A 14,228-nucleotide genomic window follows, 5' to 3' on the forward strand; every position below is an offset into this window, starting at 1 on the left:
GCGCTCGGTGACGACCCCGTCAATCCAGGACCGTGTTGCGGATATTGACGAACCGGATGACGGTCCCGAGCCAGCCGGGCGTCATGCCGCTTCCCTGAAGGTAGATGCAGCCGACCAGCCGGTCGATCTGGCCGTCGGCATCGCTGAAGGGCAGCGTCAGACGCTCGCACACGACAGGCGAAGCGCCGCGGCGGCGGAGCTCGTCGTCCGACCAGATGACCTTGCCGGTCTCCTGAACCTGGAGACAATCGGAATCGATCCGCTCGCTTCCCGGTCCCAGGAGCGCCGATGCGGCGCGCCGTCCCGTCATGTCCACGCCGATGGCGCGGATGAGGCCGGAGCCGAAGCGGGAGAAGTGAGCCCCCATATCGGTGAACCTGACCTCGAACATGTTGGGAAGCCAGAACGCCAGGTCCGGCACCATGTCGATCGTCCAGCGCGGCGCATGGTGGGACGAGTTCTGATGCCGAAGCCAGATTTCATACAGCGACCACAGGCGTTGATCCCCCGGATAGAAACCGCCGAAGGTGAAGGAGCAGGCATCGCCGAGGCCCGAGATGATCGCCGGGGAGATGCCTCCGGGTTCGCTGTAGAATTTCGTCAAGTCGGCCGTGAAGCTTTGGGCAACAGACATTTTTTGCCTCGTCGATTGCAGCGGCGGCAGGATGGTTCCTGAGCTACCCCTGGGATTAGCAAGCGACGTGCCACAAGATTGTCTCAGCAATCCCCGAGCGATCCACCCTGTTTTGAGGAGTTCCGGGACGGAAACTCCCGCAAGCTGCCGGGCACTTTGTGCCGGGTGGTAGGCATTGCCGGAACTCACCGGAGATCGTGGTGTTGGTCCTGGGGCAATCAAGGCCCGTATCGGGCCGTCCACGGAACAGGGAGACCATCATCATGTCGATCAGCACACGCCTTGCAACCGGAGCGATCCTCCTGCTTGCCGTAGCGGGATGCACCGATAACAGGGCGATGGAGCGGTCCTCGCCCGGCGGTTCGGCCGGAACGGCCGGGACCGCGGGCAGCCAAGGGCTTGGAAGCGATCAGGTGATTTGCCCGCCGGGCGCCCAGCAGCCGGAATGCCTGCGTCCCCGGACCAACCCGGACGACTGATCGGCCGGTCATCGCGATCGCCGACCGCCGCGATGCCTGTCGGTGAAGGTGGGTGGCTTTCGGGCCACCCATTTTATGAAGCGCGCGATTTCCGGATGCGACCGCAGCCGGTCTATCGTGTGGAAGTGATCGCGCAGTTCCTTCTCGCTCAGCACCGCGTGGATCTTGGAATGACAGATCCGGTGCAGGGCGACCGTCTCGGTCCCCTTGTAGGTGCGCGGAACGAGGTGGTGCAGGTTCACGCTGGGACCCGGCACCAGAGGCCGTCCGCATAGAGGACAGTTGTCGATGTCCGTCGGTGCCAACGATGGTGCCGCTACGCTCCCGGAGAAGGCGCCACGAGCGCCTTCACGGGAACGGCCTTGAGAAAAACACGCTTACTGTGCCGTCCATCCGCCATCCATCGTGAGCGCGGAGCCGGTCATGTTGCTGGCGGCATCGGAACTCAGGAACACGGCCAATTCGCCCAGCTGCTCCGGCGTCACGAACCGCTTGGACGGCTGCTTCTCGCCCAGCAGCTCGCGGGCGGCGTCTTCCCCGCTCAAGCCCTTGCGTTCGGCCAGGGCGTCGATCTGCTTCTGGACCAGCGGGGTCAGCACCCAGCCGGGGCAGATGCAGTTGGAGGTGATGCCCGTCTCCGCGTTCTCCAGCGCCGCGACCTTGCTGAGGCCGATCACGCCGTGCTTGGCCGCGACGTAGGCCGACTTGTTGACGCTGGCGACCAGACCGTGGGCCGACGCGATGTTGATGATGCGGCCCCAGCCGCGTTGCTTCATCTGCGGCAGGGCGTAGTGCATGCCGTAGTAGACGGCCGACAGGTTGATCGCGATGACGGCTTCCCAGCGCTCCGGCGGGAACTCCTCGATCGGGGCGGTAAACTGGATGCCGGCATTGTTGACCAGGATGTCGATCTTGCCGAGTTCGGCGGTCGCGTGCTCGACCAGCGTCTTGATCTGGTCCGGCTTGCTGAGATCGGCGCCGTCGTAACCGACCTTGACACCGAATTGGTCGGCGATCCGCTTCTGAAGGCCGGCGATGGCGTCGGCCTCGCCGAAGCCATTCAGCATCACGTCGGCTCCCTTGGCCGCCAGCGCTTCGGCGATGCCGAGGCCAATGCCGCTGGTCGAGCCGGTCACCAGTGCTGTTTTGCCCTTAAGCATGTGTCTCTCCCTTCGGGGACGTATGGACGTCGATCGCTAAGTTATTGGACAGGAGTGATAAACCCTGCGCCAGAGCGGGCCAAGCCGAAACCGCATACCGGGTCGGCCAGTCTCCGCAGCACTGGATTGCAGGCCGGGATCAACGCGCCGGAGCTGGCTGGACGGGCACGATGACGCTGTCCGGCGGCAGCGGGGCGGCCTCCGCCGCTCGGCGTCGGCCCGGATCGAACGACGACCGCTGTTCCAGCTTGCCGGTGAAGGCGGCGGCATCCAACGCCCGTTGCGGCCGGTCGAGCGGGCCGGTGAGGTTCAGGTCGAAGGCTGGCAGGTCGGCAACCGCGCTCAACCGGATGCCGAGCGCCAGATCGAGGACCCAATTGACCAGATCGGCGGAGCCGGCGGCGGTGATATCGGCACTGGGCGCCGATGCCGTCAGGTCGTCGGTGCGGAAGATCCCCTTCTCGATCCGGAGAGATCCGGTCAGCCGGTCGATGCGGGTCTGTCCACCCGCAATCGACTTGGTCAGCAGGTCGTTGAGTTCCTTCTGGGTATCGGCACTGTCCAGCCGCGAAGCGATACGGTCCAGATCGAACCCGGCGACCGCGCCGTCGCGCACCTTGACGGTTCCGGCGCCGCCCAGGCTGCCGATCATTTCGGCCTGCGATGCGCCTTGGGCCGTGAGATCGAGGTCGAGATCAAGGATACCTTCGGGAAGATCGACAGATGCGGGCTTCGCCCGGAGAAGTTCCAGATCGGAGCCGATCATCGACAGCTTGGCCGCAAGCGCAGGCACCCTGTCGGCTGGAACCGACAGCTTGCCGGAAAATCCAACCTGACCGCCGACCATGCCGCCATCGAGCTGTTCGACCGTGAGTTCGCCGTTTTCCAGCCGGGCACGGGCGGCGGTATCGGTCAGCCTGTGATCGCCATAGGCGATGGCGCGGGAGGTCAGGGCCAGACGCCCGTCGATGCCGCGCATCCAATCCAGCCGGAACGGCGAGTCCGACCACAGCAATCCTTCCGCCGCGAGGGCTGGTTGGATCAGCGACGGCACCATCGTTGCCCGTGAAGACGTCTGAAGGAAGTGATCGATGACGATCTCCCCCGTTTGGATGCGGGAGTCGAAGACGGGACGCTCCTTTTCCAGGTCGACCGTCGCGTCGCCCTGGATGCTGACCGGTCCCGCCATTCCTTGAAGTGCCGCTATCGACAGGGCCGATGGCGAGCCGGATATCTCGCCATAGAGATCGACACCGCCGAGCTTGCCGGCGGGACGCCAGTCGGGTGCGAAGACCTGGGCGAATTTGGCGGCGTCGGGATGAATAGTCCTGACCTTCAAGTCGTATCCGGGGATCGCGCCGAGATCGCTCAGCGTTCCGCCGGCCTGCACGGTGCCTCCGGCGACACCGGCGGTGAGGTCCACCGCCAGACGTTCGGGATCGCCGGCGATGCGCCCCTGGAGCGTCGCTTCCCCCAGCCGATCGGCGGGAATGCCGAACCTGTGGCCGGCCAGCGATGGAAAGGTCCGCTGGAACTGGACCAGCGACGCGGCCTTAAGATCGACGGTCAATTCCACGTCGTCGAGCGGCTGGAGCTTGCCCAGGCTGCCCTGGATACTTCCCGCGATGCCGGCGAGATCCGTGGTGCGGAATTGACGGAGCGCCAGCCTGCCGTTGGTCAGCGTACCGTCCAGCTTGGCCTGCTGCACCGGCACGCCGGCGACCGTCAGGGTCGCGATATCGGCGTTGAGGTTGGCGTCGAAGCCGCCAAGCCAGCCGGCCAGATCCGGCTTGGGCACGCCGTCCGGCCGGACATGCGGTTCCCCGTTGTCGGAAAAGCCGGTCAGATCCGGCGCATAGGCATCCAGGTTGAGACGGTCGATCTCCAGCCTTGCGCCGAATCCGGGGCGTCCCCGATCGACATAGGCGACGCCGCCAGTCACCCGGGACGTATCGACTCTCAGGTCGATACCGCCGAACTGGATGTTGTCCGGCCGCCCGGTCACTTGGGCCGTCATGGAGAACTTGCGCAGCCGATCGGCCGGCACCCGGTCCACGGCGTAGCCCAGCCACTCCAGCAAGGCGCGCAGGTTGTCGGCATTGGCGTCCATTCCGACGTCGAGCACCGGCAGACCGCGTTCAGATGCCACGGTGCCGGTCAGCGCCACGTCGCCTCCGCCCGGCAGCAGCGCCGACAGCCGCCGGAGCGTCATGACGCCCTTGTCCAGCGCCGCTTCCAGCCGGGCCTGCCGGACGATGTTGCCGCGATAGCTGAGGGCGTCGATCCCGAGCGTCAGCTTGGCCTGGAGCACCGAGGGAAGCCGGAAGGCCGGCGCCTGTCCACCGGCCAGCGCCAGCCAGCCATCCAGGTCGAAGCGGTTGAACGACAGCGTCAGCTCGCCCTGGGAGTCGCCTTGCGGCCGGGCGTGCTCCGCGCCCGTCTTGCCGGCCGATGTCGGATTGTACTTGAAGTTGCCGGTACCGCGCGTGTCGCCGACCTGGATTTCGATCCCGTTGAGTTCGACCGCCCGCATCGACGCGTTGACCGCGGTGCGGAAATTGTAGGATTGCCGAAGGACGGCAGGCAGCTCCGATGAGGACGGATCGTTGGCGGCCTTGAGAATGGCGGTCACGGCGGGACGCAGGTCGGGGCCTTCGGCGCGCAGGTCGCCCTGAAGCTTGAACTCGGTACCCGTGATCACGATGCCGGCGAATCGAAGCGTCCCGGAATTGGCGGCCTCGGGCTGGCGCAGCGATACCCGGACCGGCAGCGCCCCGCCCTCGCCCATTCGTCCGGCGGTGAGTTCGACCGCCAGCGGGACGCCGCGCGCGAGCACGGCTCCCTGGATCTGGAACGGACCCACAAGACTGCCGGCGACGACCTGCGCATCGACCGACTCGACACGCTCCCGGATGCCGGTGGTGGAGTCCCCGTAGATGACGGTGCCGTTCTGGATCGTCAACTGGTCGAGCTGAACGGCTTCGGCCAGCCGGTTAGCCGGCAAGGCCGCATTGGCCGTGGGTGCGAAGTCCCAGTTGCGGCGACCGTCGCTCAGGACCTCGAGCGCTATCACCGGCTCGATCAGCGCCACGCTCTGGACCTGGATACGTCCCCGCAGCAGCGGCATCAAGGCCACCCGTACGTCGAGCTTGCGGAGGCGCACCATGTCCGGTTCGGACGCTCCTGGCAGGTTGGCAAGCCGCGCGCCCGCTACCGACAGGGTCGGACGGGGCAGCAGCGCCAAGTCTATGTTGCCGTCGAGCGTCACGGCGCGGCCGGTCGCGGCCCCGATCCGGTCCGCGATCTCAGCCTTGTACGTGTTCCAGTCGATCAGGCTGGGAATGACGAAGATTGCGCCGACGACCAGCAGCAGAACGGCCAGGATTCCGATGAGAAGCTTCTTCACGCGAGTTCCGCCGATACCGTTCGATATAATAGTTTCCGCACCGTCAATACTTGGCGCCGGCAGTACTGGGTACCGTCAGCACCGAAGGCCGCAAGATCCGCACCCATGCGCCTGTCGTACCAGCTTTACCCCCTATCCGCCCAATCGGGCGAGTATGCGGGACCGGCTGCCTGCGCTAAGCTAAAGAAGCAAGCGTCTTTAAGCAAACCACCATTGCCGCGTATCGCAATTTCGGCTTAAGCCAAGGCGATTTTAAGGCGAACGCAACCAACAGAGCGGGACCATGCCATGGGAGACGTCGTTAACCTGAACCGCTTCCGCAAGGCGAAGGAAAAAGCGGCGCGCGAGGCGCAGGCCGCCGCGAACAGGACACGATACGGCCGCACCAAGGACCAGCGAGCCCGCGAGAAGGACGAGGCGGCCAGGATCGCCAAGGAAATCGATGGCAAGAAAATAGACGATCCTGTCTAGTTAACGACAGGCTTGAACGATAAATCTCAAGTGACCACAAAGATTCGTGTTCCCCATTTGCTCGAATGCGCTACATTGTCGCATATAATCGCCGCATGCCGGCATCCGGGGGAGACACCGATGACTTACGCGAACCATCGAGACACCGATCCAGACCATACCTCGGTAACCAAAGTCTTCGCCATCCCGCACATCCGCCGCGTCGGATTGGACCGCCCATGGGTATGGCTGTCCGAAGGCTGGAACGATTTCAGCCGCGCTCCGGTCGTCAGCCTCAGCTACGGCCTAGCCCTGGTCGCCGTCAGCTACATGCTGGTGCTCGGCCTTTCCTCGATCGGCCTTTTCTACCTCGTGCTGCCGCTGGTGGCCGGTTTCATGCTGATGGGGCCGATCGTCGCGGTCGGCCTCTACGAAGTCAGCCGGCTCCACAGCCTGGGCCGGGAAGCTCGTTTGAGCGACGCCTTCGGCGCCTTCAGCCGCAATGCCGGCCAGATCTCCGCCATCGGCCTGGTGCTGATGCTGATGCTGCTGTTCTGGGTGCGGGTGGCGCTGCTGGTGTTCGCCCTGTTCTTCAGCTATCAGCCGCCGACCCTGGAAGGCTTCGTCAACACCGTGTTCTTCACCGAACAGGGACTGATCTTCCTGGTGGTCGGCTCGGCCATCGGCGCCGTGATCGCCACCGTGGTCTTCGCCGTCACGGCGCTGTCGATCCCGATGCTGCTCGACCGCGACACCGATCTCTTCACCGCCGTCGCCACCAGCGTCCGGGGCGTGATGGAAAACTGGCAGACCATGCTGGGCTGGGCCGGACTGATCGTCCTGTTCACGGCAGCCGGTCTGGCGACCGCCTTCATCGGCTTGGCCTTGGCCCTGCCGCTTATCGGGTATGCCAGCTGGTACGCCTATAAGGAGATCGTCTCCAACGAGTGAGGCGAAGTCCAGGCTGGACGGAAGCGGGCGCCGTCAGGGCGCCCGCGCCAGGGGTTTGAGGCGCGTCACATGGCCCATCTTGCGGCCGGGACGCGCCTCCGCTTTTCCATACAGGTGCAGGCGGGCGCCGGGTTCCGCCAGCAGGTCCGGCCAGCTTTCCACGTCGTCGCCGATCAGGTTCTTCATCACGGCGTCGGCGACTCGTTCGACCGAGCCGAGCGGCAGGCCGCAGACGGCCCGGACGAGTTGTTCGAACTGGCTGGAGGCGCAGGCGTCCATGGTCCAGTGGCCGGAATTATGCGGCCGGGGCGCCAGTTCGTTGACCAGCACGCCGCCGTTCCGGGTGACGAACATTTCCACCGCCAGAACGCCGACGAACCGCAGCGCATCCGCGATCCGCAGGGCCACCCGTTCCGCCTCCGCCGCCGTTTCGGGCGCTATCGCGGCGGGAGCTATCGTTTCGTCCAGAATGTGGTTGGCATGGCGGTTCTCGACGGCGGGATAGGCCACCATCTCGCCGTCCTGACCGCGCGCCACGATGACCGAGACTTCCAGCGCGAAATCGACGAAGCCTTCAACGATGGCATCGACGCCGCCGATCGACTTCCAGGCGTCCACCGGCGCCGTGTCGCCGGTCAGCTTGATCTGGCCCTTGCCGTCATAGCCCATGCGGGCCGATTTCATGACGCAGGGCGTGCCGATGGTCTGATAGGCCGTCGCCGCCTGACCAGGGCAGCGGGCGGGTTCCCAGGGCGCCGTGGCGATGCCGAGGCGGTTGACGAAATCCTTTTCCAGCAATCTGTCCTGGGCGATGGCGAGTACGCCGGGACCGGGGTGCACGGGCACGAACTTGGCGAGGAAGGCCAGCGTCTGGACCGGGATGTTCTCCCACTCCAGCGTCACGACATCGACCGAACGGGCGAACTTCGCCAGCGCTTCGTGGTCGCTGTAGAGCGCAACGGTTTCGGCGGCCGATACCTGGGCGCAGGGACTGTCGGCATCCGGCGAGAAGACATGGGTCTTGTAGCCGAGCTGGGCGGCGGCAAGCGCCGTCATACGGCCGAGTTGGCCGCCGCCGAGCATGCCGATGGTGCCGCCGGGCGCTACGGTGCGGATGGTCTCGCCGGTCATGGCGCGATCTCCACCGGAGCGTCAGCGACGGCCGCGGATTGGCGCGACCGCCAATCGTCGAGCGCCCGGGCGATCGCCGGATCGTTGAGCGCGAGCACGGCCGCGGCGAGGAGCGCCGCGTTGATGGCGCCGGGCTTGCCGATGGCGAGCGTACCGACCGGGATGCCTCCGGGCATCTGGACGATCGACAGCAAGCTGTCCATCCCCTTGAGGGAGTGGCTTTCGATCGGGACTCCGAACACCGGCAGCGGCGTCATCGCCGCCGCCATGCCCGGCAGGTGGGCGGCACCGCCGGCTCCCGCGATGACGACCTTCAGCCCGCGCTCCCTGGCGCCCGACGCGAAGTCATACAGGCGCTGTGGCGTCCGGTGGGCCGAGACGATGCGGACCTCGAACGGGACGCCAAGGGCTTCCAGCACATCGGCACCGTGCTTCATGGTCGGCCAGTCGGATTGACTGCCCATGATGATGCCGACCAGCGGCTTCCGTCCGGAGTCGGCGTTTGGGGAAGTATTGGCGCTGGTCACGTGTCGCGGCCCGATATGCTGGATGGGGAAAAACGACGATTATAGGATCGGAGCACCGGTGGGCAAGCACGCGATCAGGCGGTCGCCGTCATGCGATCCCCGTCATGCGATGATGTCAGGCAGCAGCCGGCTTTCCAGCCGGGTGATCTGGTCCTTCAACGCAAGCTTCCGTTTCTTCAGCCGCTGAAGCTGAAGCTGATCGTAGGGAGCCTGTTCGCCGATACGGGCGATGACATCGTCGAGGTCGCGGTGCTCGATACGCAACGACGCCAGCTTCTGCTGCAAAATTTCCTGTTCATTCATCGGTAGGACGCACTTTACGCAAATTCGGTTCAGCCGGGGCCGGCATCGTGCGCCGGGTTATAACAGAATTCTGTCTCGCGGTTGAGCTTTGCATGCATGGTTGCGGCAAAGACGTGGTTTGGTAACACTGCCATCAGGCACCGGACAGCGGACATAGCGAAAGACGAGCGGACATGAGCGGTGAAAAGCGCATCGGCATCCTGACCAGCGGCGGCGATTGCGCCGGGCTCAATGCCGTAATCCGGGCGGTGGTGCATCGCGCCACGCTAACATACGGCTGGCAGGTGATCGGCATCAAGGAAGGTACGATGGGCCTTCTGTCGCGGCCGGTCCAGTACGAGGTGCTCAGCCTCGACATGGTCGGCAGCACCATGATGCGCCAGGGCGGTACGATCCTGGGCACCACCAACAAAGGCGATCCCTTCTCCTTCCCGATGTCCGACGGCACGGTCAAGGACCGCAGCGCGGAAATAGCCGGCGGCTATCGGGAACTGGGCCTGGACGCCCTGATCGGCATCGGCGGCGACGGCAGCTTCGCGATCCTGCGCAAACTGGCGCAGCAATGCGGCATGAACCTTGTGGGCGTGCCCAAGACGATCGACAACGACCTTGGCTTGACGGAAGCGTCGATCGGGTTCGATACCGCCGTCGGCGTCGCGACCGAGGCGCTGGACCGTCTGCAACCGACGGCGGCCAGTCATGCCCGCGTCATGGTGCTCGAAGTCATGGGCCGGGATGCCGGGCACATAGCGCTGGCGGCAGGGATTGCGGGAGGCGCCGACGTGATCCTGATCCCGGAGATCCCCTTCAGCATCGACAGCATCGCCGAGAAGATCCATCAGGTTCGCCGGCAGGGCCGCAACTTCGCCCTGGTGGTCGTGTCCGAAGCGGTCAAGACGTCGGAGGGCAAGGAAGTCCAGAAAGAATATCTGGACGGACAGAAGCGGTTCGGCGGCATCGGCAACTATATCGGCGAGCAGATCGCCGCCGCTACGGGCGCCGAGACTCGGGTCACCGTGCTGGGACACGTCCAGCGCGGCAGCATGCCGAGCCCGCGCGACCGGCTGATCGCCTCCGCCTTCGGCGTCCATGCCGTAGACCTGATCGCGGAGGGAAAGTTCGACCGCATGGTCGCCTGGTCGAACCGGCAGGTGATCGACGTCTCGATCGAGGACGCGATCGCCCGCTATCAGGCGGTCGAGCTGGACAGCGCCCTGGTCAAGACGGCGCGCGGCCTTGGCATCTGCCTGGGCGATTGAGCGCGCGATCCGATCGAACCGAGCCGCCGAGGGAGCGTTCCATGTCGGGTATGGATAAGGGCGACGCTCTCTGGCGGTTCGCCCTGGAGGTCTACCAGAAGCCGGGCGTCTCCGACGCCTGTCTTCTGCTTCAGGACCGGTACGGCTGCAACGTCACCCTGCTGCTGTTCGCCGCTTGGGCCGGCGCGGAACGGGGCGTCGCATTAGAAGTGGAGGAGATGACCGTCGCTGCCGAAACCGTCGGCGCGTGGCATGGCGAGATCGTGGAGCCGTTGCGGACGATCCGGCGCCGGCTCAAGCATGGTCCACGCCCAGCACCCGATACGGCGACCGGAAAGCTCCGCGCCCGGCTCCAGGCGATAGAAATCGACGCGGAGCGAATCGAACTTGAAACCTTGGCCGGTCTCCTGCCCGACCGGCAAAGCGACGCCGGGTTCATCGCAGCAGCGGCAAATCCGGCACTGGCAAATCTGGAACTGGCGGCGCCGCTGGCCGGGGATACCGAAAGCTCCGACTCGTTGCGGATGATCGCGAACGCGGCCCTTTCGCCTTAATCATCGAACTTTCGAACAAGCCAGCAGTTTCCGTATGGGTATCGGGCAACCGGGACCTATCCTTGATTATGGAAATACGGAATCCGGTTGGAGGCTTGGGCGCGATGAAGGAGTTGCTGTTCACCCTGAAAGGATGCTCGCCTACCGTGGAGGAACGCGCCCGCCGGTTGCTGAAGTTCGAACTGGGTTTCGAGGAGACGGGTGCCACGGTGACAGTCAGCACCCTGTTCCTGCATTGCCACGTCGATCCCGTCGAGACCGCCAGCCACCTGATGCGCATACCGCCGAGGGATGCCATCGAACATCTGGCGGAGTGGATACACAGCTTTCAAATCGATGGAGAGTTCTGCCCGGCACCGAAGGAGATGGCGAGGGCTGCCCTGTACCACGCTGGCCGGGCGGTCTGACATCAGGAGCCGAAGAGTTTGACCGGCGGTCGGCAAGTGTTGGGCCACGGCCCAACAAACACTGTCCACACAGGTCAACTTCTTCGTCCCCTGGTATGACACCGAGGATGGAAGAAGCCGCCGTTGTTAAAGCGGAGCCGGGCGACGGCGTGCCGTTCCACCCTCTTCCACGGGTTCTCCCCAGCGGCGCACGAGGCCGGCGTCCAGATCGAACATGTCGAGGACACGGCCGACGGTATGGTCGATCAGGTCATCGACCGACTCCGGGCGTGCATAGAGAGCCGGTACCGGCGGAGCGATGACGGCGCCCATTTCGGCCAGCGCCGTCATGGTCCGCAGATGCCCCAAATGCAGCGGCGTTTCCCGCACCATCAGCACGAGGCGGCGGCGCTCCTTCAGAACGACGTCGGCGGCGCGGGTCAGCAGGGTCGATGTGACGCCCGTGGCGATCTCGCTCATGGTGCGGATGGAACACGGCGCCACCACCATGCCCAGCGTGCGGAAACTGCCGCTTGAAATGGCGGCGCCGATGTCCTGGATCGGATAGGCGACGGTCGCCAGTTCGCGGACCTGAGCGACCTTGAGGTCGGTTTCGCAGGCAAGGGTCACTTCGGCCGACCGGCTCATCACCAGATGGGATTCGACACCCAGCCGCTTCAAAGCCTCCAGCATACGGATACCGTAGACCACGCCGGACGCGCCGCTGATGCCGACGATGAGGCGGGGCGGCCGCCCGGCGGGGGCTTCATCCATGATGGATCAGTCTACCGTCTCGTCCAGTTCGGTGTCGTGGCCGCGGCCATACTTGCCATGGTCGTTGTCGTCGCCGAACACGGGCCGGACTTCGGAATCTTCCTCGTCATCGTGTTCCTGCGCATCCGCTGCGGTGATGGGCGGCGCACCGGGAGGACGGCGGATGGTGGCCAGAGCCTCTTCAAGCTCGCGCTGGGTGCAGAGACCGAGCAGGACCGGGCTGCGCGGCTTGATGTTCGGCGTATTCCAATGGGTCCGGTCGCGGATCGCCGCGATGGTCGGCTTGGTGGTGCCGATCAGCTTGCTGATCTGGGCATCCGACAGGTCGGGGAACTGCTTGACCACCCAGGCGATGGCGTCGGGCTTGTCGCCGCGCTTGGTGACCGGCGTGTAGCGCGGCCCCTTGGAGCGGGCGACCGGCTGGGGAAGGTCCTGGACCAGCAGGCGCAGCCGGACGTTCTCGTCCTTCTCGGCGCGCTCGATCTCTTCCTTGGAAAGCTGGCCATTGGCGATCGGGTCGAGGCCGACCATGCCGACCGCCACTTCGCCGTCGGCTATCGCCTTGATCTCCAGCGAGTGCAGGCCGCAGAAGGCCGCGATCTGTTCGAAGGTGAGGGCGGTGTTTTCGACCAGCCAGACGGCGGTCGCTTTCGGCATCAATGGCAGGGGCATCGGTCCTCCGGAAAATCTGGCGGCCTCGCCTTGGCGCGGGTTCGGCCTTTGTAAAAAGATATATGGGACTTGCCCGCGCCGGCGAGGAGGTGTGTTTGCTAGCGATCCGGATAGTGAGCGGATAGCCGATTGGCCGCCGTTCAGGAATCCAGGGTGAGAACGATCTTGCCGATGTGGCTGCTGGTCTCCATCAGGGCATGGGCGGCAGCGGCTTCGGCGAGGGGGAATGTCTTGAAGATCAGCGGCTTGACCTTGCCGGTTTCCAGCAATGGCCAGACCCGCTCGCGGAGCGCCTGGGCGATCTGGCCCTTGTAGGCGACCGGACGGGGACGCAGCGTGGAGCCGGTCAGCGTCAACCGGTTGACCATGACCTTGGTGAGGTTGAGCGTGACCTTCGGCCCGCCCAGGAAGGCGATGCTGACGCGGCGGCCGTCGGGCGCCATGATGTCGATGTCGCGCTGGACATAGTCGCCGCCGACCATGTCGAGAACCACGTCGACGCCCTTTTTGCCGGTCAGTTCCTTGATGACGGCGCCGTAGTCCTCGGTCTTGTAGTTGATGGCGCGATCTGCCCCCAGCCGCTCGCAGGCCTCGCACTTGTCGGCACTGCCCGCCGTCGTGAAGACGCGGGAGCCGAACGCCTTGGCGAGCTGGATGGCCGTGGTGCCGATACCGCTGGAGCCGCCGTGGACCAGCAGGGTTTCGCCCTCCGCCAGACGGCCGCGGTCGAACACGTTGGACCAGACGGTGAAGTAGGTTTCCGGCACGGCCGCCGCTTCCACGAGGCTGAAGCCCTTGGGCACGGGCAGAACCTGGGGAGCGGGGGTCACGACGTACTCGGCATAGCCGCCGCCGGGAGTCAGGGCGCAGACCTGATCGCCGACGCTCAACCCGGTGACGTCGGGACCGAGCGCCGCGATCTCGCCCGCCACTTCCAGGCCCGGCAGGTCGGAGGCTCCGGGAGGCGGCGGATAGGCTCCGGCACGCTGAAGGACATCGGGACGGTTGATGCCGGCGGCTTTGACGCGGATCAGCACCTCGCCAGGGCCGGGCTGGGGAACCGGTCGCGTCGTCGGTTTAAGGACATCGGGGCCGCCGGGTGCGGTGATCTCGATGGCGGTCATGCTGTGCGGCAGGCCGGAGGCCATGGGCTTCCTCTTGTACGCTTCAAACAATTGCGGGATAGATGGCACATGTACCCTCAGGCGAGAGTGGTTACAAGCAGTCAGCATGATCGAAGCGCTTGTTTTCACATCGCGGAGGCCGTGAATCGGTTTTAAGCAGATTGGTTTCGAAGGGGGAGAGGACCGACCATGAACCTCGAAGAACTGGAGCCGACCAAGAAGCCGGCGCCCAAGAAGGACCTCACTGTGCTGTCGATCGACGAACTGCGCGATTACATCGCGACGCTCCGCACCGAGATCGAGCGCACCGAAGCGGCGATCGCCGCCAAGCAGGCCCATCGCAGCGGGGCCGAGGCTTTTTTCAAGAAGTAGCTGCGAGGATTCCTCGGACCGGCTCCTCCACTTAATCGGCTCGCCG

The 14,228-nt window shown here is 65.2% G+C and carries 17 protein-coding genes; 7 read left to right on the plus strand and 10 right to left on the minus strand.

Translation table 11 applies throughout. The features are described 5' to 3' along the window. Nucleotides 1-19: 19 nt before the first annotated feature. On the minus strand, nucleotides 20-634 hold the full coding sequence (locus N826_RS08485; protein ID WP_044427662.1) for a PAS domain-containing protein: 615 nt from the start codon (nucleotides 632-634) through the stop codon (nucleotides 20-22). Between the two features lie 263 nt (nucleotides 635-897). Between N826_RS08485 and N826_RS08490 the strand changes: the two genes are divergently transcribed. Further along, nucleotides 898-1,113, plus strand: coding sequence for a hypothetical protein (locus N826_RS08490; protein ID WP_044427664.1), 216 nt, complete (start codon nucleotides 898-900; stop codon nucleotides 1,111-1,113). Nucleotides 1,114-1,121: 8 nt separating this feature from the next. On the opposite strand, the gene N826_RS08495 is transcribed toward N826_RS08490, so the two are convergent. The 3 genes from N826_RS08495 to N826_RS08505 form a co-directional block, all read right to left on the minus strand. Beyond that, nucleotides 1,122-1,370 (minus strand): HNH endonuclease, encoded by a 249-nt coding sequence (locus N826_RS08495; RefSeq protein WP_244619572.1) that lies wholly within the window; start codon nucleotides 1,368-1,370, stop codon nucleotides 1,122-1,124. Nucleotides 1,371-1,490: 120 nt separating this feature from the next. After that, nucleotides 1,491-2,273, minus strand: coding sequence for a 3-hydroxybutyrate dehydrogenase (locus N826_RS08500; protein ID WP_044427668.1), 783 nt, complete (start codon nucleotides 2,271-2,273; stop codon nucleotides 1,491-1,493). A gap of 139 nt (nucleotides 2,274-2,412) precedes the next feature. Further along, nucleotides 2,413-5,679: an AsmA family protein gene (locus N826_RS08505; protein WP_052830932.1), complete on the minus strand. Its 3,267-nt coding sequence runs from the start codon at nucleotides 5,677-5,679 to the stop codon at nucleotides 2,413-2,415. Nucleotides 5,680-5,967: 288 nt separating this feature from the next. Here N826_RS08505 and N826_RS08510 point away from each other — a divergent pair, with 288 nt between their 5' ends. Both N826_RS08510 and N826_RS08515 read left to right on the plus strand, forming a co-directional pair. Next, a complete protein-coding gene (locus tag N826_RS08510) occupies nucleotides 5,968-6,150 on the plus strand; it encodes a DUF4169 family protein (protein WP_044427670.1) in 183 nt (60 codons plus the stop codon). 120 nt (nucleotides 6,151-6,270) lie between these two features. Then, complete coding sequence (locus tag N826_RS08515; RefSeq protein WP_084720594.1) at nucleotides 6,271-7,080, plus strand: DUF2189 domain-containing protein; 810 nt, start codon at nucleotides 6,271-6,273, stop codon at nucleotides 7,078-7,080. A gap of 33 nt (nucleotides 7,081-7,113) precedes the next feature. Here the strand turns inward: N826_RS08515 and N826_RS08520 are convergent, their stop codons facing one another. The 3 genes from N826_RS08520 to N826_RS08530 form a co-directional block, all read right to left on the minus strand. Next, nucleotides 7,114-8,211 carry a 5-(carboxyamino)imidazole ribonucleotide synthase gene (locus N826_RS08520; RefSeq protein WP_044427671.1) on the minus strand — a complete coding sequence of 366 codons (1,098 nt, stop codon included), beginning with the start codon at nucleotides 8,209-8,211 and terminating at the stop codon, nucleotides 7,114-7,116. Further along, nucleotides 8,208-8,675, minus strand: coding sequence for a 5-(carboxyamino)imidazole ribonucleotide mutase (gene purE / locus N826_RS08525; RefSeq protein ID WP_044427936.1), 468 nt, complete (start codon nucleotides 8,673-8,675; stop codon nucleotides 8,208-8,210). Before purE ends, N826_RS08520 begins: the two co-directional genes overlap by 4 nt. A 165-nt stretch (nucleotides 8,676-8,840) precedes the next feature. Then, a complete protein-coding gene (locus N826_RS08530) occupies nucleotides 8,841-9,041 on the minus strand; it encodes a YdcH family protein (RefSeq protein WP_044427672.1) in 201 nt (66 codons plus the stop codon). 173 nt (nucleotides 9,042-9,214) lie between these two features. On the opposite strand from N826_RS08530, the gene N826_RS08535 reads away from it, so the two are divergent. From N826_RS08535 to N826_RS08545, 3 genes are all read left to right on the plus strand, one after another. After that, nucleotides 9,215-10,300 (plus strand): ATP-dependent 6-phosphofructokinase, encoded by a 1,086-nt coding sequence (locus N826_RS08535; protein ID WP_044427674.1) that lies wholly within the window; start codon nucleotides 9,215-9,217, stop codon nucleotides 10,298-10,300. Between the two features lie 41 nt (nucleotides 10,301-10,341). Further along, on the plus strand, nucleotides 10,342-10,854 hold the full coding sequence (locus N826_RS08540) for a TIGR02444 family protein (protein ID WP_044427675.1): 513 nt from the start codon (nucleotides 10,342-10,344) through the stop codon (nucleotides 10,852-10,854). Between the two features lie 104 nt (nucleotides 10,855-10,958). Next, nucleotides 10,959-11,261 (plus strand): hypothetical protein, encoded by a 303-nt coding sequence (locus tag N826_RS08545; RefSeq protein ID WP_044427676.1) that lies wholly within the window; start codon nucleotides 10,959-10,961, stop codon nucleotides 11,259-11,261. Between the two features lie 126 nt (nucleotides 11,262-11,387). On the opposite strand, the gene N826_RS08550 is transcribed toward N826_RS08545, so the two are convergent. The 3 genes from N826_RS08550 to N826_RS08560 all read right to left on the minus strand — a co-directional run bounded on the left by N826_RS08550 (nucleotide 11,388) and on the right by N826_RS08560 (nucleotide 13,834). Beyond that, nucleotides 11,388-12,014: a UbiX family flavin prenyltransferase gene (locus N826_RS08550; RefSeq protein WP_044427678.1), complete on the minus strand. Its 627-nt coding sequence runs from the start codon at nucleotides 12,012-12,014 to the stop codon at nucleotides 11,388-11,390. Nucleotides 12,015-12,020: 6 nt separating this feature from the next. Beyond that, complete coding sequence (locus tag N826_RS08555) at nucleotides 12,021-12,686, minus strand: DUF1013 domain-containing protein (RefSeq protein ID WP_044427680.1); 666 nt, start codon at nucleotides 12,684-12,686, stop codon at nucleotides 12,021-12,023. Between the two features lie 140 nt (nucleotides 12,687-12,826). Then, complete coding sequence (locus N826_RS08560; RefSeq protein ID WP_147040615.1) at nucleotides 12,827-13,834, minus strand: NAD(P)H-quinone oxidoreductase; 1,008 nt, start codon at nucleotides 13,832-13,834, stop codon at nucleotides 12,827-12,829. A 165-nt stretch (nucleotides 13,835-13,999) separates the two neighbouring features. Here N826_RS08560 and N826_RS08565 point away from each other — a divergent pair, with 165 nt between their 5' ends. Then, entirely contained in the window at nucleotides 14,000-14,182 is a 183-nt protein-coding gene (locus N826_RS08565; protein WP_044427681.1) for a DUF1192 domain-containing protein, read from the plus strand. Nucleotides 14,183-14,228: the final 46 nt, after the last annotated feature.

Source organism: Skermanella aerolata KACC 11604 (assembly GCF_000936425.1).
In the GTDB taxonomy this organism is placed as follows: domain Bacteria; phylum Pseudomonadota; class Alphaproteobacteria; order Azospirillales; family Azospirillaceae; genus Skermanella; species Skermanella aerolata.